The organism is Ottowia flava (assembly GCF_008017535.1).
Taxonomy (GTDB): domain Bacteria; phylum Pseudomonadota; class Gammaproteobacteria; order Burkholderiales; family Burkholderiaceae_C; genus Ottowia; species Ottowia flava.
The window spans coordinates 189,257-208,884 of record NZ_VRUA01000004.1; the positions used below are offsets into that span (position 1 = coordinate 189,257).

Below are 19,628 nucleotides of genomic sequence, written 5' to 3' on the forward strand. Positions count from 1 at the left end.
GCGGAGGGGCGGGAATGCGCCGCGCTGCGCCGTGTGTGCCTGGCCGCTGCCGCGGTAGCGACGGATTCCTGTTGCCATTGTGTCAGTTGCGCGGTCGGGGCTGCCGCGCCACGCGCCAACCCACGCCATGCAACGGGGTGCCTCAACGCGCGGCGCGGAGGCACACCTCATAATGATTTGGTTTTAACTTCAACACGCCACCATGTCACTTCGGACCTTTTCTCTGCTCGCTTTGTCGGCCGCTGCCGTGTGGACGACCGCTCAGGCGGCGCAACCCGCGCCCGCCTCGGCGGTGTTCCTGGATGAAGCGCAAGCCGTTCCGCTGCGCAACGGCACCGCGGCCATCTACCAGGACGAGCAGGGCCGAGCCCGCGCCGCCGACGCCGTCTGTGTGCAGGCGCGCAGCGGCCGCGCAGTGGCCGGATCGCCCAAGGCCTGCCCGCGCGGCGCGGCGCTGGGCTATGTGGACCGGGCCACGGGCCGCGTGGCTTCGCGCGACCATGGCCTGAGCGAGTTCATGACCTACCGCCTGGCCGGCTCGGTGCCCGCGCCATCGCTCGAGTTCCGGGGCGCGGACGGGCAAGCCCGCACGGCCGTGATCGTGGTGCAGGACGGCGCGGGCAGCGGCACGTTCTACGCGCTCGGCGTCGTGTCGGGGGCGGATGGCGGCACGCAGGGGTCGCAGTTGGTGCCGCTGGGCGACCGCGTCATTCCGTACTGGATGGAGTTCGATCAGCGGCACGGGGTGCTGAGCGTGTCTTACCTGGACCGCGCCGACAACACCCCCATGACGGCCGAGCCGACAGTGCGCAAGCACCGGCGTTTCCGCGTGGAAGGGCGCCGACTGGTTGAAGTGCGCTGACACGGGCGGGGTGCGCGTCAGCGCGCGGGCCCTGTCGCCGCCCGCGTGGCCAGCGGGCGAAAGGCGTCCATCGGCCGCCATGTGCCCACGGGTGCGCCCGACACCGCCTCAAATGCGCCGACAATAGGCGGTTTACCAACGCCATTCGTCCGCTGTGCGCGGGCGCATCCGCTCGCGAACCTGCCCATGTCCCACACCATCCTGCAATCGCTTCCCGCCGGCCAGAAGGTCGGCATCGCCTTTTCCGGCGGCCTGGACACCAGCGCCGCGCTGCTGTGGATGCGCCAGAAAGGCGCCGTGCCCTACGCGTACACCGCCAACCTGGGCCAGCCGGACGAAGCCGATTACGACGCCATCCCGCGCAAGGCGATGGAGTACGGCGCCGAGAAGGCGCGTTTGGTGGACTGCCGCACCCAACTCGCCAACGAAGGTATCGCGGCGCTGCAGTGCGGCGCGTTTCACATCCAGACGGCGGGCGTCACCTACTTCAACACCACGCCGCTGGGCCGCGCCGTGACGGGCACCATGCTTGTCAACGCGATGAAGGAAGATGACGTCAATATCTGGGGCGATGGCAGCACGTTCAAGGGCAATGACATCGAGCGGTTCTACCGCTACGGCCTGCTGACCAACCCCTCGCTGAAGATCTACAAGCCCTGGCTCGACCAGCGCTTCATCGACGAGCTGGGCGGCCGCAAGGAGATGTCGGAATTCATGCAGAAGGCCGGTTTTGACTACAAAATGTCGACCGAAAAGGCCTATTCGACCGATTCCAACATGCTCGGCGCCACGCACGAGGCGAAAGACCTGGAAGAGCTGAACAGCGGCATCCGCATCGTCAACCCGATCATGGGCGTGGCTTTCTGGAAGCCCGAGGTCGAAGTCAAGCCCGAAGAAGTGCGCGTGCGCTTTGAAGAAGGTCGCCCCGTCGCGCTGAACGGCAAGGAGATCGCCGACCCGGTCGAGCTGTTCCTTGAGGCCAACCGCATCGGTGGGCGCCACGGCCTGGGCATGAGCGACCAGATCGAGAACCGCATCATCGAAGCCAAGAGCCGCGGCATCTATGAAGCCCCGGGCATGGCGCTGCTGTTCATCGCCTACGAGCGCCTGCTGTCCGGTATTCACAACGAGGACACGATCGAGCAGTACCGCATCAACGGCCTGCGCCTGGGCCGCCTGCTCTACCAGGGCCGCTGGTTCGATCCGCAGGCCATCATGCTGCGCGAGACGGCCCAGCGCTGGGTGGCCGGCGCGATCACCGGCGAAGTGACGCTGGAGCTGCGCCGCGGCAACGACTACAGCCTGCTGAACACCGAATCGCCCAACCTGACCTACGCGCCCGAGCGCCTGTCGATGGAAAAGGTGGAAAACGCACCGTTCACGCCGCTCGACCGCATTGGCCAGCTGACCATGCGCAACCTCGACATCACCGACACGCGCGGCAAACTCGGCGTTTACGCGCGCACCGGCCTGCTGGAGCTGGGCGAAGGCTCGATGCTGCCGCAGCTGGGTCTGGAGCGGGACGGCGCCAAAGGGGAGTGAAACCTCTTGGCGCTTGGTCGCGCGCCACAGGGAGTGTCGCGCAGCGATCTGACTGAGTTCTGAGCACTGCAACGACCCACGCGGCCGTTGTTCGCACCAATCCAGTGCATTCCTAGGGAACAACCCCAATTTTCGCCGCCCGGCTTCGGTGCTACATTGAAACAACTTGGGCGGCGCAGGCAGTGGGTGCGACGACCAAGGGGCCGAGGAGACGACACAAGCGAGACCACCGCGACAGCAAGAACTCCAATCCAATCCGTCACAATTTTGGTTTTTGAAAGGGCACCTCCGGCCGGTGCCCTTTTTCTTTGGTGCGAGACGAAAACGTGCCGGCAGGCGCGGCGCCACTCCGCTCAATTTCAGCGCACTGGCCACACATCCGACATTGGCGCTCCATTCGCGCCCTGCCCTCCAGGGGACTGCGTTTCACGGCGAGTCAGGCCGATCCCCTGCAAGCCTCTGCCTCCAACTACCCGACTGTCCACCATGATTGATGCCGCTCCCAAGGGGCCGCCTGCCGTCGGCGCATAATACGAGCCAAACACCTCTCTGCGCCTACCAGTCCTGCGCAGGCAGCTATTGATTTCATAGTCACCATGGAACTGCTTCTCGCGTCGCTGGCGTCGTTGCTGGCTGGCGGCATCGACTCGATCGTGGGCGGTGGCGGCCTGATCCTGGTGCCGGCACTGTTCGCCATCTACCCGTCCGCGCCCCCTGCCACGCTGCTGGGCACCAACAAGAGCGCCTCGGTGTGGGGCACGACCATCGCCACCTGGCAATACAGCCGCCGCGTGCAGATGCGCTGGGGCGTGATCCTGCCGGCGGCGCTGGCGGCGCTGGTCGGCTCGTTCATCGGCGCGTGGGTGGTGACGGTGATCAACCCCGACTTCCTGCGCCGGCTGCTGCCGTTCGTGCTGCTGGTGGTGCTGCTCTACACCCTGGCCAAGAAGGACATGGGGCGCGTTCACGCGCCGCGCCACACGCCCGGCCGCGAAACCGCGCTGGCCTGCCTGATCGGCGCCACCATTGGCTGGTACGACGGCTTCTTCGGGCCCGGCACAGGCAGCTTCTTCATCTTCTTGCTGGTGCGCGTGCTGGGGTATGACTTCCTCAACGCCTCGGCCTCGGCCAAGCTGCTGAACGTCGCGACCAACCTGGCGGCGATCGCGCTGTTCGCCATGAAGGGGCACGTCTGGTGGCACATCGGTTTGACCATGGCCGTGGCCAACGTGGCCGGCAGCCTCATCGGTACGCGCCTGGCGCTGAAGCACGGCGCAGGCTTTGTGCGCGGCGTGTTCATCTTCGTAGTGTCTGCGCTGATCTTGAAGACGGGCTACGACGCGTTTGTGCGCGGCGGCGTGTAGCCACGCTCGGCGACGACCCGGTGCTCGGGCCGGTCAAGCCCGTGCCCAGAGGCGATGGATATACCAACGCATCGGCAGGCGCGCGAGTGAACTATTGATTTCGCAGCAATCTCCGTAAGTGGAGCCAACCCGGAAGAAGTATTTAGCTTGAAATCACTCAACCACCACTGGCACCCGGCGGGCCAGCGCTGTCATCAGCTCATAACCCACCGTGCCGGCCGAGCGCGCCACCTCGTCGATCGATAGCGAGGCGCCGTTGCTGGCCACGCCCCACAGCGTCACCTCGCTGCCCCTCTGCGCCTGGGGCACCGGGTTGAGGTCGACCGCCAGCATGTCCATGCTGACACGTCCCAGCGTGCGGGTGCGCACGCCGTCCACCAGCACCGGCGTGCCGGTGGGCGCAACGCGCGGGTAGCCGTCGGCGTACCCGCAGGCCACGATGCCGACGCGCATGGGCCGCTCGGCAGTGAACAGGCCGCCGTAGCCGATGCGCTCGCCGGCCGCGAGGGTGTTGACCGCCAGCAGTTGCGCGCTCAGCGTCATGGTCGGCCGCAAGCCCCAGTGCGCCGCGTCGTGCGCGGGGTAGTCCGGCGAAGAGCCGTAGGTCGCGATGCCGGGGCGTACCCAATCACCGCGCAGCGCGGCGTCCTGGCCAAACCGGAGAGCGGCGGCGCTGTTGCACACGCTGCGCTCGCCCGCCAGGCCGTCGGTGGTGCGCGTGAAGACGTCCCACGCGGCGGCCACCCCGCGCTCGCCATCGGCGTCGGCAAAGTGGGTTATCAGCGAGATCTCATCCACCTGCGGCAGCGCGGCCAGCCGCGCGTAGGCAGCGCGGTAGCGCTCGGGCGCAAAGCCCAGACGGTTCATGCCGGAGTTCATCTTCAGGAAGACGCGGTGCGGCTGGTGCGTCTTGTGCGTGGCCAGCCAGTCGATCTGCGCGTCGCAGTGCACGGCATGCCAGAGGTTCAGGCGCGAACACAGCTCCAGGTCGCGCGGCTCGAACACGCCTTCCAGCAACAGAATGGGGCCACGCCAGCCGAGTTGGCGCACCCGTTCTGCCTCTTGCAGATCCAGCAGCGCAAAGCCGTCGGCGCTGCGCAGACCGTCAAAGGCGCGCTCGATGCCATGGCCATAGGCGTCGGCCTTGACCACTGCCCACAGACGCGCACCCGGCGCCGCCTCCCGCAGGCGCGCCAAGTTGTGGCGCAGGGCGCCGGCATGAACAGTGGCTTGTATGGGGCGAGGCATGGCAGAGCGGGCGCGCGGCGGTCGGCGCGCAAGTGACGGATATCACGGATTCTGGCACCTTCGCCCCCCTGAAAAACCCGTCACCAAATGCTGGAGGGCGCATGCTATAACCCCCGGTCAGCATCGAATTGCAACGACTTTTGTTTCTGCATCGCACCGGTCCGGCACGCCGGACCACGCACCCATGAAGCGCGGCTTCTACACCATCATGGCCGCGCAGTTTTTCAGCTCGCTGGCCGATAACGCGCTTTTTGTCGCCGCGGTGGAGTTGCTGCGTGCCGATGGCGCCGCCGAATGGCAGCGCGCCGCGCTGGTGCCGATGTTTGCGCTGTTCTACGTCGTGCTCGCGCCCTGGGTCGGCGCGTTCGCCGATTCGCGGCCCAAGGGCGGCGTCATGCTGATCAGCAACGCCATCAAGATCGTGGGCTGCGCGCTGATGCTCTTTGGCGGTCACCCGCTGCTCGCCTACGCTGTGGTCGGCCTGGGCGCTGCGGCGTACTCGCCCGCCAAGTACGGCATCCTGACCGAGTTGCTGCCACCGTCGCAGTTGGTCAAGGCCAATGGCTGGATCGAGGGGTTGACCATCGCCTCGATCATCCTTGGCGTGCTGCTCGGTGGTCAGCTGGTGGGGCCTCGGCTGTCGTCCGCGCTGCTGGGCATCGATCTGCCAGGCATCGACACGCCCATCGACACGCCGCCGGAAGCCGCCATCGCCGCATTGATCGCTGTCTATGTGATCGCCGCCATCTTCAATTTCCGCATCCCGCACAGTGGCGTCGAGATGCGCGCCATGCCGTCCAACCCGATGGCGCTGCTGCCCGACTTCTGGCGCTGCAATTCGCGCCTTTGGCGCGACAAGCTTGGCCAGATCTCGCTGGCCACCACCACGCTGTTCTGGGGTGTGTCGGGCAACATGCGCTACATCGTTCTGGCGTGGGCGGCCGCCGCGCTGCACTACAGCACCACGCAGGCAGCCAGCCTGGTTGGCGTGGTGGCGCTGGGCACCGCGGTGGGGGCCATCGCGGCCTCGATGCGGGTACGGTTGGAACGTGCGACCACGGTGATGCCGCTGGGCATGATCATGGGCGCGCTGGTGATCGCCATGGTGTTCGTGCGCGACCTGTGGGTCGCCGTGCCCCTGCTGATCGTGATGGGCGGCCTGGGTGGCTACATCGTGGTGCCGATGAATGCGCTGCTGCAGCACAGGGGACACAACCTGATGGGCTCGGGCCGCTCGATCGCGGTGCAGAACTTCAACGAACAGGCCTGCATCCTGGGCCTGGGGGCGCTCTACAGCTTCTCGACCGGGGCGGGCCTCTCGGCCTTCGGCGCCATCGCGCTGTTTGGCGCCGTGGTGGTCGCCGCGATGCTGCTGATCCAGCTCTGGTACCGCTACAACCTGCGCCACCACACAGCCGAAGTCAAGCAGCTGATGCGCATCGCGCGCGGCCAGCGCCACGACGGATGACACGCCCGCTCACCGCGGGCACCACGCTGCCAGCTCTGGCGCTGCTCTTCAACGCCATGGTCTGGGGCCTCACCTGGATCGCGTTCAAGGCCCTGCACGACCACGGCCTGCACCCGCTGTGGTCGACCGCGATCGTCTACGGCGGCGCGTTGACCGTGCTGTTGGTCACGAGACCCAGTGGCCTGCGCGGCGTAGGGCAACACCCGCACTTGCTGATGCTCGCGTTGGCGGCCGGGCTGACCAATGTGAGCTTCAACTGGGCAGTGACCATCGGCGATGTGGTGCGCGTGGTGCTGCTGTTCTACATGATGCCGGTGTGGTCAACCGGGCTGGCGTGGTGGCTGCTGGACGAGCGCCCAACGGCCGCAGCCGTGGTGCGCATGGGGCTGGCGCTGATGGGCGTGGTGCTCGTGCTGTACAAGCCCGGCGCCCTAGGCGCTGCACCCACCGGCCTGGCCGACGCGCTGGCGCTGCTGGGCGGCTTCAGCTTTGCGCTGACCAATACGCTGCTGCGCCGTTGGCGCGGCACACCCAAATCCGCCCGCGCTACCGCCATGTTCATTGGCGGCGTCGGGCTGTCGGCCGTGCTGGCCTGGGCGCTGGCCGTTGAGCCGGTGCCCTGGGCCCACTGGACGGCCTGGCTGCCCTGGGCTGCTGCGCTGGTGGCCGCCTTCCTGTGCGTGAACCTGGCGCTGCAGTACGGTGCGGCACGCCTGCCCGCGCAAACCACGTCACTGATCATGCTGTCGGAAGTGGTGTTCGCGACCGTTTCGGCGGTGATGCTGGGCGCCACCCACCCCAGTGCGAGCACCTGGTTGGGCGGTGCACTGATCATGGCTGCGGCGCTGCTGGCTGTGGTGCGCCAGCGCGTCGGCTAATGCATCTTGCCCCGGGCACCCGGCGAAGGGTTGTCAGTCGGCCTGGGCAGACCGCGGCGCTCCAGGTACTCGGCCAGCCGATCCCGATTGATCGGGACTGGCATCCAGGCGCAACCCGCGAGGCGCACGCGCAGGCGGTCCAGAGGACTGCCGCGACGCGCTACGACGGCCAGGTGAGGCGGCTGGGTCGGCGCCGTGCGCAGGGCGTTGAGCGCACGCGCCAGCGGCAACAGTTGCGCACCCAGCGAAGCCTGATCAAGGAACACGAACAAGGCGGGCTGGTGTGCCATTTCCGTCAACGCCTGGTCGGGCGAATTCACTGCCTTGACCGCGTAACCCATGCGGCGCAGGCCACGCGCCAGCGAAGGGCTCTGCCCGCCCCTTCGCGCATGCACCACCAGCACGTCGGCGGGGCGCACCGGGGGCCTCGGCGGCTCCTCGGCGGGGCTCGGCCGGGCGCGCAGCGCTGGCGCAGCGTCCGGTGGCTCCAGCTCGGACATCGCCCAGGCCAGTCGGGCCGACAAGGGCTGGGTGGGTGGCGGAGCGCTTCCTGACAGCAGAGGCGCCGACGCGGTCGTCGGCGCAAAGGCCGAGGACATCGCCTCGGAAGGAAACGCCGTCGACGGCGGGCGCGTCACCGGCGCGGCGTGCACGCTGTCTTGCCCCATGTCGTCCTGGGTCGGCGCGGGCAGTGGCGCGCCGGACTCGGGTTCGGGCCAGTCCAGCGCGCTCAGCACCGCCACCGCTCCCTGCAAGTCAAGCGGGCGGCGCATCACTGGCCAGCGCACCGCCTGCGCGCCGCGCGGCTCACCGACCAGCACCAGCAGCGCGCGCGGGTAGGCCTCGCTGAGCCGCTGCGCCACCGCCAGGTCGTCGCCGTTGACGATCAGCAGATCAGGCGCACTGGCGGCCTCGTCCAGACCCACGGGCACCAAGGCATCGCCCGGGCCTTCATCGGCATCGAGCGCAAAGATCGATGCCAGCAGCGAGCGTTCGCTGGGCGTCAGTCCGATGAAGACGTAGGTGTGGGTCACAGGCAGAAAGGGCTGGGGATCGCAGGCCGACGGGGTACTGGGGCTGGCGGTCGCGCATTCTGCTTGCGCATGGCGGCTTTGACTTTGATCCAGCGCTGCAAACGCGTTCGCCGCTGCCGTTGGCGCAGATTCGTACACTGGCGCGTGGCTGACTCACCGCAACCCTGTGAAGAATTCACGCTCGCCATGACCCTCACCGCGCTCCCCGATTTGTCCCTCACCACCCTGAGCGGCAAGACCGTTCCCCTGCACTACTGGGCGGGGCAGGTCCTTCTGGTCGTCAACACCGCCAGCGCCTGCGGCTTCACGCCACAACTGGCCGGGCTGCAGGCGCTGCAGCAGCGCTACGCCTCGCGCGGTTTCACGGTGATCGGCTTTCCATGCAACCAGTTCGGCCACCAGGAGCCTGGCAGCGCCGAAGACATTGGCGCCTTCTGCACGTCGCGGTTCAGCGTCGACTTTCCCCTGATGACCAAGACCGACGTCAACGGCGCAAGCGCGCACCCGCTGTACGTCTGGCTCAAGCGCGCCGCGCCCGGCGTGCTCGGCACCGAGGCCATCAAGTGGAACTTCACCAAATTCCTGGTCGGCCGCGACGGCCAGGTGCTGCGCCGCTACGCCCCGCGCGACCGGCCTGAGACGCTGGCGCCCGACATCGAGGCCGCACTGGCGGCCTGAGGGCACGGAAAATCTGAAGATTTCGGCCTCTAGCCCTACAACCACCTACGCAAACAGCTACTGTTTTTGCAGCGCTTCGTCCAGCAGCTCGATCCAGTGGCGCACCGGCACGTCGGTGCCGGACTGCAGGTGGGTGATGCAGCCGATGTTGGCCGACAGCACGGCGCTGGGGCGGTCGGCCTGGCGTTCGCCCAGCAGGTGGCCGAGCTTGCGGTCGCGCAGGCGGGTCGACAGCTCGGGTTGCAGCACGGAATAGGTACCGGCCGATCCGCAGCACAGGTGCGGCTCCGTGGCCGCGGGGCGCAGGTCGAATCCGAGCGCCCGCAGCTGCTGCTCCAGTGTGGGGCCCAGGCGCTGGCCGTGCTGCAGTGTGCAGGGCGCGTGCCAGGCCAGCGCGCCGGCGGGCGCCTTCACGCGCGGGGCGAGCGTGGGGACGATGTCGGGCAGCAGCTCGCACACGTCGCGCGCCAGGGCCGACACCTGGGCCGCCTTGTCGGCGTAGCGCGCGTCGTCCTTCAGCAAATGGCCGTAGTCCTTGACCATGACCCCACAGCCCGAGGCGTTGACGACGATGGCCTCGACGCTGCCGGCGCTGACGTGCGGCCACCAGGCGTCGATGTTGGCGCGCATCTGGGCGCGGCCGCCTTCGGCATCGGCCAGGTGGAACTTGACCGCGCCGCAGCAGCCCTGCCCGCGCGCCAGCACGCACTGGATGCCGGCGGCGTCCAGCACGCGCGCGGTCGCGCTGTTGATGTTGGGCGCCATCGACGGCTGCACGCAGCCTTCCAGCAGCAGCACCTTGCGCGCGTGCTGGCGCTTGGGCCAGGCGCCGGGGTCGCGCCGCGGCGGCACCTTGGCCTGCAGCCTGGCCGGCAGGAAGCCGCGCACCGACTGGCCCAGGCGCATGGCCGGGCCGAACAGCGGAGAGCTCAGGCCCTGGCGCAGCCAGCGGCGCTCGCGCGCTTCGTCCGCCGGGCGCGGCACCCTGCGCTCGACCACCTCGCGGCCGATGTCGACCAGGCGGCCGTACTGCACACCGCTGGGGCAAGTGGTTTCGCAGTTGCGGCAGGTCAGGCAGCGGTCCAGGTGCAGTTGCGTGTCGCGCGTGGGCATTTCGCCTTCCAGCACCTGCTTGATCAGGTAGATGCGCCCGCGCGGGCCGTCCAGCTCGTCGCCCAGCAGCTGGTACGTCGGGCAGGTCGCAGTGCAAAAGCCGCAGTGCACACACTTGCGCAGAATAGCCTCGGCCTCGCGCCCTTCGGGCGTGCCGAAAAATTCGGGGGCCAGCTTGGTTTGCATCAGAAATCCGTGGACAGGCGGCCGGGGCTCAGCACGCCCGCCGGGTCAAACGCCGCCTTGAGCTGCGCCTGGATGCGCGCCATGGCGGGGGCCAGCGGCGTGAACACCGGCACGCGCCCGTTGCCGCCGCGCACCAGGGTGGCGTGGCCACCGGCGCGGGCGCAGGCTTCGCGCACGGCGGGCGCGGCTTCCGGCGGCAGGCGCAGCCAGCGCTGCGCGCCGTGCCATTCGACCAGCGTTGGCCCCAGGTTGAGCGGGCTGGCGGTGTCGGGCACGCTGGCGCGCCACAGCGCCTCGCCCTGCGCCAGGCGGAAGAAGGGCAGCGTCTGGTCGCGCAGCGCCTGCCATTGGCGCGTGGCGCGGTCGGCCTCCAGCTCTTGCCCGCCCATGGTCTTGCGCGCCGACGCGATGGCAGCCTGCGCACCACGCAGACGCACGGCCAGGTGGCCATCGGCCCAGCAGCTGGCGTTCAGCGGCAGCGGCTGGCCGCCCCAGCGGTTGAGCTGCTGGCGCGCGCTGGTCTCCGACAGTTCAAACAGCAGCGTGCATTCGGCCGGCGCCACCGGCAGCACCTTCAGGCTCACTTCGGTGATCACGCCCAGCGTGCCCATGGAGCCCGCCATCAGCCGGCTGACGTCGTAGCCGGCCACGTTCTTCATGACCTGGCCGCCGAAGGTCAGCACCTCGCCCTTGCCGTTGACCAGTTGCACGCCCAACACGTAGTCGCGCAGCGCACCCACGCTGGCGCGCGCCGGGCCGGACAGGCCCGCGGCCACCGCGCCGCCGATGGTGCTCCCCGCGCCATAGCGCGGCGGCTCGAAGGCCAGGTGCTGGTTCGCCTCGGCCAGCAGCGCTTCCAGCTCGCGCAGTCGTGTGCCCGCGCGCACGGTGACGACCAGCTCGCTCGGCTCGTAACTGACCACGCCCGCCAGAGGCCGCACGTCCAGCAATTCGCCGTGCAGCGTTTGGCCGTAAAAGTCCTTGGTGCCGCCACCGCGCACGCGCAGGGGGCGCGCGCGTTCGACGGCCTTGCGCACCTTTTCGACAATGGCTTCAAGTGCCGGATCCATGGGGCGCAATGGTACCTGCTGGACCGCAACTGGCCGTCTCAGACAGACTTGACGCTCACCATCTGATTCACTTTTTGATAGCTCGCTGCGCAGATGGTTGTAGGGCCAATGGACGAATTTTCATCCAACCCTGAATCGTTGGCACTGTGCGAAACGCCCACGACCGCAACGCCCGACGTCGCCGTTTTGCCAGCTGGCGTTCAGCCCTTGAGCGCCCGCGGCCTCCCCGCACGGCGACGCGCCAGCACCCAACCCAGGCCCACGATGCCGCCTGTTGTCATCAGCCGGCCAACCGGGCCCCACGTTGACACTGAGACAGGTGGTGGTGCGATACAGCTGTGTGTGAGGCTGATGTCGTCCAGCGCCAGATCGTTGCCGGCACCGCCGGTGAAGGCGCGCCGCTCCAGCACCTGAAGCGCCTGCGTGGGCGCCGTGGCGGTGAAGGTCAACCTGGCTTCTTGCCAGGCCAGCGCGTCCGGCCCGGTCAGCGGCGTTGCTGTGTCCACGTCCAGGGCCTGGCCCGTGCCCGGCAGTTCGACCGTGACCTGCGGCAAGAGCCTGGGGTCCGCGCTGGCAAGCCACAGGCTGACTGTGTAGCTTTGGCCCACCTCCAAACCTGTCAAGGTATTGGTGTACACCGCATGACCCTGCCGGTTCGTTCTAATATCCATCAGCACGAAGTAACCGGTGCCCGGGTTGGTATGGTCACCCCCGGTGTTTGTCCACCAACCCGCGCGAGCCTGCCGAGGCGACTGGGCCAGCCAACGCTCGTTCACCGCGGCGGTGACCGTGCCCATGGCAGGCGACAGCGACGTGCTTCCGGAGCCGCTGCCGAAGTCCTGCAGCGCCGTGCCGCAACGCACGGCCTGGATATCTGCCTGGGCCTGGCCTGCACCCACTGTCATAGCAAGCGCCAAGGCCGTCGCCCCCCAGAAGCGCGCTGCAGTTGTGTCCTGTTTTTCTGAAACCCTCATGGGCTGTTTCCCCCCTTTTTTTGCGCCCGGCACAGAGCGGCCTGGCAAGCTTGAGACGCACCGCGCGGCCGGTCGGCCATCGGCATGAAGCGATGCAGGGAGACTCTCACGGCCGGTCATCGCCCTCCCGGGACGGCCGGTGCTCTCTGCATACCCCCAGCCCCAGATCTTGCCGCCCTTTACCAACAGCGCGGCGCCACCATGGAAAAAGCCCGCCGCGCGGCGGGCCCATGGATGCATTTCGCCCTTTTTAGATGTGCGCAAAGCGGGCCAACCACCTTGCGCACCTGCCGCTCACCGGTTGTACGCCGTCTCGCCGTGGCTGGAGATGTCCAGGCCCTGGCGTTCCTGCTCTTCGGTGACGCGCAGGCCGATGGCCATGTCCACCAGCTTGTAGAGCACGACCGAGACGACGCCGGACCATACGATGGCGAACAGCACGCTCTTGGTCTGGATCCAGACCTGTGCACCCATGCTGAAGGTGTCGGGCGTCAGGCCGCCCGTGCCGCCCAGGGCGGGGGCGGCGAACACGCCGGTGAGGATGGCGCCGATGATGCCGCCCACGCCGTGCACGCCGAACACGTCGAACGCGTCGTCGGCTTTCAGCAGGCGCTTCAGGCCGCCCACGCCCCAGATGCACACGAAGCCCGCGATGGCGCCGATGACGATCGCGCCCATCGGCCCGACGAACCCGGCCGCTGGCGTCACCGCCACCAGACCCGCCACCGCGCCCGAGGCGCCGCCCAGCATCGAGGCCTTGCCCTTGTGCAGCGCCTCGCCCGCCGACCAGGCCAGGGTGGCCGCGGCCGTGGCCAGCACGGTGTTGATGAAGGCCAGGCCTGCGGCGCCGTTGGCGGCCCCGGCCGAGCCGGCGTTGAAGCCGAACCAGCCCACCCACAGCAGCGACGCGCCCACCATGGTCAGCGTCAGGCTGTGCGGGGTGAAGGCCTCACGGCCCCAGCCCAGGCGCTTGCCGACCATGTAGGCGCCCACCAGCCCGGCGATGCCGGCGTTGATGTGCACCACGGTGCCGCCGGCAAAGTCCAGCGCGCCGTCCTTGGCCAAGAGGCCGCCGCCCCACACGATGTGAGCCATGGGCACGTAGCTGAAGGTGAACCACAGCGCAGCAAACGCCAGCACGGCGGCGAACTTGATGCGTTCGGCAAAGCTGCCGACGATCAGCGCCACGGTGATGGCGGCGAACGTGCCCTGGAAGGCGACGAAGACGTATTCCGGAATGGTGGTCAGCGCGCCGAAGGTCTCGGTGTTCACGCCCTTGAGGAACAGCTTGTCGAAGCCGCCGAAGAAGTTGCCTTCGCCGCTGAACGCCAGGCTGTAGCCGTACGCCGCCCACAGGATGCTGATCAGCGAGAACACGACGAACACCTGCATCAGCACGCTCAGCATGTTCTTGCTGCGCGCAAGCCCCCCGTAGAACAGCGCCAGACCGGGCACGATCATCAGGATGACGAGCAGGGTGGACGTCAGCATCCACGCGGTGTCGCCCGAATCGACCTTGGGTGCGGGCGCGGCGGCCGAGGCACCGGCCGCGGGGGCCGCCGCGGTGGCAGCGCTCGCCAGCGTGATGGCGACGGCGCGCGCCTCGTCCGGGTTGCCGGTCTGCGCCGACGCCTCGGGCTTGACCAGCAGCACCGCGTCCGGCGCCACACCGGCGGCGGCCAACGCGTCGCGCACGGCGAACGCGCGCTGCTTGGCCAGCTCGGCGTTGGCGGCCGCGTCGCCCGTGGTGTCGGTGAAGCCCGACAGTTGCACCGTGGCGCCGGCGTGGGCCTTCACGTAAGCGGCCACGGCCTGGATGGCGGCCTGGCCCTCGGCGCCCACCTCGGCCTTGCCGGTGTCGAACAGCACCTTGGCGGCCGGGAAGTCGGTCGCAGCGTCCGCCGCGAACGCGGGCGCAGCCAGGAAGCTCAGCGCCAGCAGAAGAAGGGTGATCAGTCGTTTCATGGTGATGGGCTTTCTGCGAGGCTTCAGATCGCGGCGGGGCCGGTTTCGCCGGTGCGGATGCGGATGACCTGTTCCAGATCGGCGACAAAAATCTTGCCGTCGCCGATCTTTCCGGTGCGCGCCGCGCCTTCGATGGCTTCGATCACGCGCTCGACCAGTGCGTCGTCCACGGCGATGTCGAGCTTGACCTTGGGCAGGAAGTCGACGACGTACTCGGCGCCGCGGTACAGCTCGGTGTGGCCCTTCTGGCGGCCGAAGCCTTTCACTTCGGACACGGTGATGCCCTGCACGCCCAGCGTGGACAGCGCTTCGCGCACTTCGTCCAGCTTGAAGGGCTTGATGACGGCGGTGATGAGTTTCATGATGCTTCTCTTTTCATAGCTGCTCGCGCTGTTGGCTGTAGCGCCAGCGCCCGATTCGGCTTAAAAGTTGTACTTGAGCCCCACCACCAGGCCGGTGCGCCCGGTGAAGCGCCCGCTGGGCGTGGTGTAGAGCGCCTTGTCGGCGTTGGTGCCCTGCACGCCTGCGCTGGCGACCAGGCCGTTGCCGAAGTCCTTGTTCACCGTCACGGCGTAGTCCGTGTACGACGACGCGCTGTTGTGCCGCACCCACTGGCGGCCGACGTGCGGCACCACCGACCAGCCGTCGCCCAAGTCGAACGTGGCCGACAGGTCGAGGTAGCCGCTGTGCCTGCTGTCGGCAAAGCCGAACAGGTTGGTCAGCGCGTGCGAGTACTTCAGCGTCAGCACGTTCCAGGTCAGCGCGCCGTAGACCTCGGTGGTGTTGGGGCTGACGCCCAGGCGGTGGCGCGGGTAGTTGTAGTGCAGCAGGCCCACGTCGTAGCCCAGCGGTCCGGCCGTGCCCTTGTAGCCGCCGTACAGGTCCCATTCCAGCGGCGCATCGCCGCCCGCGTCCTTGATCCAGCGGATCGAGGTCAGCCAGGTGCCGACGTAAAAGCCGCTGGCGTGACTGTAGTCGGCGCCGGCGCTGATGGCGGGCTTGAGCCGGCTTTGCGAGATGCCGCGGTAGCGGTAGTCGCTGGTCAAGGCGACGTTGAAGCTGAGCGCATGGGCGGACGCTGGCGCCGCGGCGGTATCGGGCGCGGCTTGCGCGGCTGCGCCGGTGGCCCAGGCGGTCAATGCGGCGGTCAGTGCCACGCGGCGTGCGCAGCAAGAAATGGGGTTCATGGCTTCCTCCAGCAACTGTATGTGAAGGACAAAGCAAAGGCCGTGCCACCATGTCCACCGCCGCGGCCCCATCGCTCAAGCCAGGGCGGCCGCACCACTCGCCCGTGCACTCAGGTGCGCGCGCCGCACCGTTTTCGGTCGCTGCCGCCGCGGCCGCACTGTGTTGGGGCGCGCACCACACTAGCGCCCGAAACCACCACGAAATACGCGCCGATGGCCCGGCGACGGGGCACCTGGCGCCACACGCCGGAAAACTCGCGTAACAATGTGTGGCAATCGGACACCGGGCGCCGCGCGCCCATTCCAGTTCAAACCCCATGAGCACTGCCGCCGCCATCTCGACAGTCGACACCTTCCTGCACGTCCGGGTGCTGCTGGGCATGGTCATCAGCCTGGCGCTGGCGCGCCTGTTGAACGGCATCGTGCGCATCGTCCAGCACCCGCACGACGTCAAGCTCTACCCCGTGCATCTGGCCTGGGTGCTGGTGCAACTGCTGCAGCTGCCGCTGTGGTGGTGGTGGGAAATCCGGCTGATGGACGTGCAGCAGTGGACGTTCTGGATCTTCGCCTTCGTCGTGGCCTACGCCATGACGCAGTTCCTGATTACCGCCATGCTCTTCCCCGACTCGATGCGCGGCTACGAGACCTACGCCGACTACTACTTTGACCGGCGGCGCTGGCTCCTGGGCTTCATCACCCTCAGCTTTCTGCTGGACCTGGGCGACACCTGGCTCAAACTGCCGGCCGGCGTCGGCCTGTTCACCGACCGGCAGTCGATCGGCGTGGCGCTGATCGCGCTGCTGTGCATGGTGGGCGGCATGACGCGCTCGCGCCTGTACCACGCATTGTTGGTGGCGGTGGTGCTGCTGCACCAGATCTCGCTGTTTGCCTACTACACACGCCTGGTCGACGTACCGGGCGTGCACTGAGCCGCCACCATGGGTCTCGCCCAAGTCCAAAGCCGCGCCCTGCTCGGCCTCGCCGCGCCCGCCGTCACTGTGGAGGTGCACCTGGCCAACGGTCTGCCCAGCTTCACCTTGGTGGGCCTGGCCGATGTGGAGGTGAAGGAAGCGCGCGAACGCGTGCGCTCGGCCATCGTCAACAGCGGCCTCAACTTCCCGCACAACCAGCGCATCACCGTCAACCTGGCACCGGCCGACTTGCCTAAGGACTCGGGCCGCTTCGATTTGCCGATCGCCCTGGGCATCCTGGCCGCCAGCGGGCAGATCGACGGCGCGCGGCTGGCCGGCTGGGAATTCGCCGGCGAGCTGTCGCTGTCCGGCCAGCTGCGCCCGGTGCGCGGCGCGCTGGCCATGAGCGCCGCGCTGCACCAACGCGGCGCCGACGTGCAGCTGGTGCTGCCGCCCGGCAGCGCCGAAGAAGCCGCGCTGGTGCCCGGCATGCCCGTGTACCGCGCCGCGCATTTGCTGGACGTGGTGGCGCAGTTTCTGCCGACCATCGCCGAGGACGCTGCCCCGGCGGACGGTTGGGCGCGCGTGCCGCCCACGCAGCGCCGGCCCGACCCGCCCTACGCAGATCTGGCCGACGTCAAAGGCCAGGCCGCCGCGCGGCGCGCTCTTGAAATCGCAGCGGCTGGTGCCCATTCCGCCTTGCTCATCGGCCCGCCGGGCACCGGCAAGTCGATGCTGGCCCAGCGCTTTGCCGGTCTGCTGCCGCCGATGAGCGAGGCCGAAGCCCTGGCCAGCGCCGCCATCGCCAGCCTGGAAGGCAGCTTTTCGCTCGACCACTGGGGCCAGCGCCCCACGCGCGCGCCGCACCATTCGGCCAGCGCCGTCGCGCTGGTGGGCGGCGGCTCACCGCCGCGGCCGGGCGAAATCTCGCTGGCGCACCAGGGCGTGCTGTTCCTGGACGAGTTGCCCGAGTTCCCGCGGCCCGCGCTCGAAGCCCTGCGCGAGCCGCTGGAGTCTGGCCGCATCACCATCAGCCGCGCCGCCCAGCGCGCCGACTTCCCGGCGCAGTTCCAGCTCATCGCCGCCATGAACCCCTGCCCCTGCGGCTACCTCGGCTCGCGCGTGCGCGCCTGCCGCTGCACGCCCGATCAGGTCGCGCGCTACCAGGGCAAGTTGAGCGGCCCACTGCTCGACCGGATCGATTTGCACGTCGAAGTGGCCGCCCTGCCCGCCGACGAGCTGCTGGCCGCCCCGCCCGGCGAGCCCAGCGCCGAAGTCCGCGCCCGCTGCGCCGCGGCGCGCGCCCGCGCCGTGCAACGCCAGGGCATACCCAACAACGCCCTGCACGGCCAGGCCATCGACACCTATGCGAACCTGGACGACGCCGCGCGCCAGTTCCTCACCACCGCCGCCACCCGCCTCGGCTGGAGCGCCCGCGCCACGCACCGCGCGCTCAAGGTCGCCCGCACCATCGCCGATCTGGCCGGCAGCGACGCTGTTGGCACCGCCCACATCGCCGAGGCGGTGCAGTACCGGCGGGGGTTGGTGGGTGGGGCTGGCTGAAGCGCCAGCTGCTGCCCTGCGACGAGGAGCGTGGCGAGGTGCATCAACCGCTACGACATAGATAGCTGGCTGCGTAGGTGGTTGTACGGCTGGAGGTCGATTTAACGGCTTTTTCCGTCCTAACAAATACTCCTCAAAATACCTGAACTCAGGGATAGGCATGCCTGCATTCCACGGGCAGACTCGCGCGCAACACCACACCTGCAACAAATCGTTGCGCCGTGTACAGCTTTTTGATCAGAACCGTCCCTCATGTCTATTCCCCCGCTTGCATCACTTTGGCGCCTCTCACGCGTTCCCGGCCCTGGCCTGGTCCGCCGACGCCTGCTCTTTGGGCGCGCCACGCTGGCACTCAGCTTGGCCGCGCTGGCCTGGCCCGCAGCGCAGGCTCAGATTGCGGCCAACGTGTCAGATCGCTGGGGGGCTGATTCCTTCTCCGTTTACGGCGGCAACCTTCCTCCCATTGGACAGAGCTTTACGGCCCAGCGATCCGGCAACTGGACCGGCCTGCGCGTTGCGCCGCTTGTCAACAGCGATGCTACGGGGATAAAAGTCAGAGTCGACATCTACAGCGGGGACGGCCTTTCGTCGGGCACGCCCCTGGCGACCGTCGCCGACATCCCTGCGCACGCACTCAGCGGGCGAGGGGCCCCAGTGGGCTGGGAAACGGCCATGTTCGACAGCCCGGTCCCCGTCGTTCAAGGCAACCAGTACAACTTCAAGCTGACATTTACCGGCGACAACATCTCTGGCATAGGCCTGAGGCAACGAGACAACCCGACAGTGGGGGGCAATTTGTTGATGGGCTTTTCTACCTCCGGCTTCCCCAATGCCACCGCCCTGTTCGTCGCCCTGGACGATCAGCCTTGGCTCACCGGTAGCCCCGGCGCGGCCACGGTCGGCACGCCGTTCAGCTTCACGCCCACCGTGACAGACAACGCCGTGCCGGCGATCAGCTTTGCGCGTGCCGCAGGCACCACATTGCCCAGCTGGCTCCAGCTGAACACCGTCACTGGTGAGCTGTCAGGCACCCCGCCCGCGCCGGGCAGCACCCTGGTCACGCTGGTCGGCACCGACGCGGTGGGCCGCCAGTCGACCTTGCCGGTCACCATCGTCGCGGCACCAGCGCCGGTGCAAGCGGTGCTCAGCGGCACGGCAGGACCGGCCACAGCCGGCGTGCTGTTCAGCTTCACCCCCACCGTGAACGCCGACGCCACGCAGCCGCTCGGCTTTGTCGAAGCGCCCGGCACGACGCTGCCCAGCTGGCTGCAGCTGAATGCGGCCACGGGCGAACTGACGGGCACGCCGCCCGCGGCGGGCACGACCACGGTGCAGATCATCGCGTCCAACGCGCTGGCAGGCGATTCGGCGCCATTGACGGTGACGATCGTGGCCAACGCCGCCGCCCCGGTCGCCGTGCCGACACTGAGCGAGTGGGGCTTCGCGCTGCTGGGCCTGCTGGCCGCGGCCTTGGGCGGGCGGCGGCTGCGCCAGCGCAGGGCATAAGGGGCGGGTCGCGCCGGCTGGCTGCACCTGCGGCCAGCGGGCCGATGGACCGACTGCCGCGCCCGCGTTTTGCTACAAC

General features: G+C 68.5%; 17 protein-coding genes. 9 read left to right on the top strand and 8 right to left on the bottom strand.

The window, feature by feature from the left end:
• Positions 1 to 202: 202 nt before the first annotated feature.
• The 3 genes from FVQ98_RS06995 (at position 203) to FVQ98_RS07005 (ending at position 3,768) form a co-directional block, all read left to right on the top strand.
• Complete coding sequence (locus FVQ98_RS06995; RefSeq protein ID WP_147912702.1) at positions 203 to 862, top strand: hypothetical protein; 660 nt, start codon at positions 203 to 205, stop codon at positions 860 to 862.
• A 186-nt stretch (positions 863 to 1,048) separates the two neighbouring features.
• Entirely contained in the window at positions 1,049 to 2,404 is a 1,356-nt protein-coding gene (argG, locus tag FVQ98_RS07000) for an argininosuccinate synthase (RefSeq protein WP_222707578.1), read from the top strand.
• A gap of 596 nt (positions 2,405 to 3,000) precedes the next feature.
• Positions 3,001 to 3,768: a sulfite exporter TauE/SafE family protein gene (locus FVQ98_RS07005; RefSeq protein ID WP_147912703.1), complete on the top strand. Its 768-nt coding sequence runs from the start codon at positions 3,001 to 3,003 to the stop codon at positions 3,766 to 3,768.
• A gap of 153 nt (positions 3,769 to 3,921) precedes the next feature.
• Here the strand turns inward: FVQ98_RS07005 and alr are convergent, their stop codons facing one another.
• The gene (gene alr, locus FVQ98_RS07010; RefSeq protein WP_147912704.1) at positions 3,922 to 5,016 is read right to left on the bottom strand and encodes an alanine racemase; all 1,095 of its coding nucleotides are present in this window, start codon (positions 5,014 to 5,016) and stop codon (positions 3,922 to 3,924) included.
• Between the two features lie 184 nt (positions 5,017 to 5,200).
• Here alr and lplT point away from each other — a divergent pair, with 184 nt between their 5' ends.
• Positions 5,201 to 6,484 carry a lysophospholipid transporter LplT gene (gene lplT / locus FVQ98_RS07015; RefSeq protein ID WP_147912705.1) on the top strand — a complete coding sequence of 428 codons (1,284 nt, stop codon included), beginning with the start codon at positions 5,201 to 5,203 and terminating at the stop codon, positions 6,482 to 6,484.
• Positions 6,481 to 7,362, top strand: a complete 882-nt coding sequence (locus tag FVQ98_RS07020; RefSeq protein ID WP_147912706.1) for a DMT family transporter — start codon at positions 6,481 to 6,483, stop codon at positions 7,360 to 7,362. The genes lplT and FVQ98_RS07020 overlap by 4 nt, the downstream gene beginning before the upstream one ends.
• Here FVQ98_RS07020 and FVQ98_RS07025 read toward each other — a convergent pair.
• Positions 7,359 to 8,396, bottom strand: coding sequence for a response regulator (locus FVQ98_RS07025; protein WP_147912707.1), 1,038 nt, complete (start codon positions 8,394 to 8,396; stop codon positions 7,359 to 7,361). The genes FVQ98_RS07020 and FVQ98_RS07025 overlap by 4 nt on opposite strands.
• Before the next feature lie 186 nt (positions 8,397 to 8,582).
• On the opposite strand from FVQ98_RS07025, the gene FVQ98_RS07030 reads away from it, so the two are divergent.
• Complete coding sequence (locus FVQ98_RS07030) at positions 8,583 to 9,074, top strand: glutathione peroxidase (protein ID WP_147912708.1); 492 nt, start codon at positions 8,583 to 8,585, stop codon at positions 9,072 to 9,074.
• 57 nt (positions 9,075 to 9,131) lie between these two features.
• Here the strand turns inward: FVQ98_RS07030 and glcF are convergent, their stop codons facing one another.
• The 6 genes from glcF to FVQ98_RS07060 form a co-directional block, all read right to left on the bottom strand.
• A complete protein-coding gene (glcF, locus tag FVQ98_RS07035) occupies positions 9,132 to 10,373 on the bottom strand; it encodes a glycolate oxidase subunit GlcF (RefSeq protein ID WP_147912709.1) in 1,242 nt (413 codons plus the stop codon).
• Complete coding sequence (glcE, locus tag FVQ98_RS07040) at positions 10,373 to 11,443, bottom strand: glycolate oxidase subunit GlcE (protein WP_147912710.1); 1,071 nt, start codon at positions 11,441 to 11,443, stop codon at positions 10,373 to 10,375. The genes glcF and glcE overlap by 1 nt, the downstream gene beginning before the upstream one ends.
• Before the next feature lie 200 nt (positions 11,444 to 11,643).
• Positions 11,644 to 12,348: a hypothetical protein gene (locus tag FVQ98_RS07045; RefSeq protein ID WP_187265660.1), complete on the bottom strand. Its 705-nt coding sequence runs from the start codon at positions 12,346 to 12,348 to the stop codon at positions 11,644 to 11,646.
• A 363-nt stretch (positions 12,349 to 12,711) separates the two neighbouring features.
• Positions 12,712 to 14,382, bottom strand: a complete 1,671-nt coding sequence (gene amt, locus FVQ98_RS07050) for an ammonium transporter (RefSeq protein WP_187265661.1) — start codon at positions 14,380 to 14,382, stop codon at positions 12,712 to 12,714.
• Positions 14,383 to 14,405: 23 nt separating this feature from the next.
• Positions 14,406 to 14,744: a P-II family nitrogen regulator gene (glnK, locus tag FVQ98_RS07055; protein WP_147912712.1), complete on the bottom strand. Its 339-nt coding sequence runs from the start codon at positions 14,742 to 14,744 to the stop codon at positions 14,406 to 14,408.
• A 60-nt stretch (positions 14,745 to 14,804) separates the two neighbouring features.
• A complete protein-coding gene (locus FVQ98_RS07060; RefSeq protein WP_147912713.1) occupies positions 14,805 to 15,569 on the bottom strand; it encodes a TorF family putative porin in 765 nt (254 codons plus the stop codon).
• Positions 15,570 to 15,886: 317 nt separating this feature from the next.
• On the opposite strand from FVQ98_RS07060, the gene FVQ98_RS07065 reads away from it, so the two are divergent.
• From FVQ98_RS07065 to FVQ98_RS07075, 3 genes are all read left to right on the top strand, one after another.
• Positions 15,887 to 16,498, top strand: a complete 612-nt coding sequence (locus FVQ98_RS07065) for a hypothetical protein (RefSeq protein ID WP_147912714.1) — start codon at positions 15,887 to 15,889, stop codon at positions 16,496 to 16,498.
• A gap of 9 nt (positions 16,499 to 16,507) precedes the next feature.
• Positions 16,508 to 18,043, top strand: coding sequence for a YifB family Mg chelatase-like AAA ATPase (locus FVQ98_RS07070; protein WP_147912715.1), 1,536 nt, complete (start codon positions 16,508 to 16,510; stop codon positions 18,041 to 18,043).
• Positions 18,044 to 18,715: 672 nt separating this feature from the next.
• A complete protein-coding gene (locus FVQ98_RS07075; RefSeq protein ID WP_187265662.1) occupies positions 18,716 to 19,549 on the top strand; it encodes an IPTL-CTERM sorting domain-containing protein in 834 nt (277 codons plus the stop codon).
• Positions 19,550 to 19,628: the final 79 nt, after the last annotated feature.

Coding starts and splice junctions, on each gene's coding strand:
- FVQ98_RS06995 (WP_147912702.1), top strand. CDS start 203: ATGTCACTTCGGACCTTTTCTCTGCTCGCTTTGTCGGCCGCTGCCGTG.
- argG (WP_222707578.1), top strand. CDS start 1,049: ATGTCCCACACCATCCTGCAATCGCTTCCCGCCGGCCAGAAGGTCGGC.
- FVQ98_RS07005 (WP_147912703.1), top strand. CDS start 3,001: ATGGAACTGCTTCTCGCGTCGCTGGCGTCGTTGCTGGCTGGCGGCATC.
- alr (WP_147912704.1), bottom strand. CDS start 5,016: ATGCCTCGCCCCATACAAGCCACTGTTCATGCCGGCGCCCTGCGCCAC.
- lplT (WP_147912705.1), top strand. CDS start 5,201: ATGAAGCGCGGCTTCTACACCATCATGGCCGCGCAGTTTTTCAGCTCG.
- FVQ98_RS07020 (WP_147912706.1), top strand. CDS start 6,481: ATGACACGCCCGCTCACCGCGGGCACCACGCTGCCAGCTCTGGCGCTG.
- FVQ98_RS07030 (WP_147912708.1), top strand. CDS start 8,583: ATGACCCTCACCGCGCTCCCCGATTTGTCCCTCACCACCCTGAGCGGC.
- glcF (WP_147912709.1), bottom strand. CDS start 10,373: ATGCAAACCAAGCTGGCCCCCGAATTTTTCGGCACGCCCGAAGGGCGC.
- glcE (WP_147912710.1), bottom strand. CDS start 11,443: ATGGATCCGGCACTTGAAGCCATTGTCGAAAAGGTGCGCAAGGCCGTC.
- FVQ98_RS07045 (WP_187265660.1), bottom strand. CDS start 12,348: ATGACAGTGGGTGCAGGCCAGGCCCAGGCAGATATCCAGGCCGTGCGT.
- amt (WP_187265661.1), bottom strand. CDS start 14,382: ATGAAACGACTGATCACCCTTCTTCTGCTGGCGCTGAGCTTCCTGGCT.
- glnK (WP_147912712.1), bottom strand. CDS start 14,744: ATGAAACTCATCACCGCCGTCATCAAGCCCTTCAAGCTGGACGAAGTG.
- FVQ98_RS07060 (WP_147912713.1), bottom strand. CDS start 15,569: ATGAACCCCATTTCTTGCTGCGCACGCCGCGTGGCACTGACCGCCGCA.
- FVQ98_RS07065 (WP_147912714.1), top strand. CDS start 15,887: ATGAGCACTGCCGCCGCCATCTCGACAGTCGACACCTTCCTGCACGTC.
- FVQ98_RS07070 (WP_147912715.1), top strand. CDS start 16,508: ATGGGTCTCGCCCAAGTCCAAAGCCGCGCCCTGCTCGGCCTCGCCGCG.
- FVQ98_RS07075 (WP_187265662.1), top strand. CDS start 18,716: ATGTTCGACAGCCCGGTCCCCGTCGTTCAAGGCAACCAGTACAACTTC.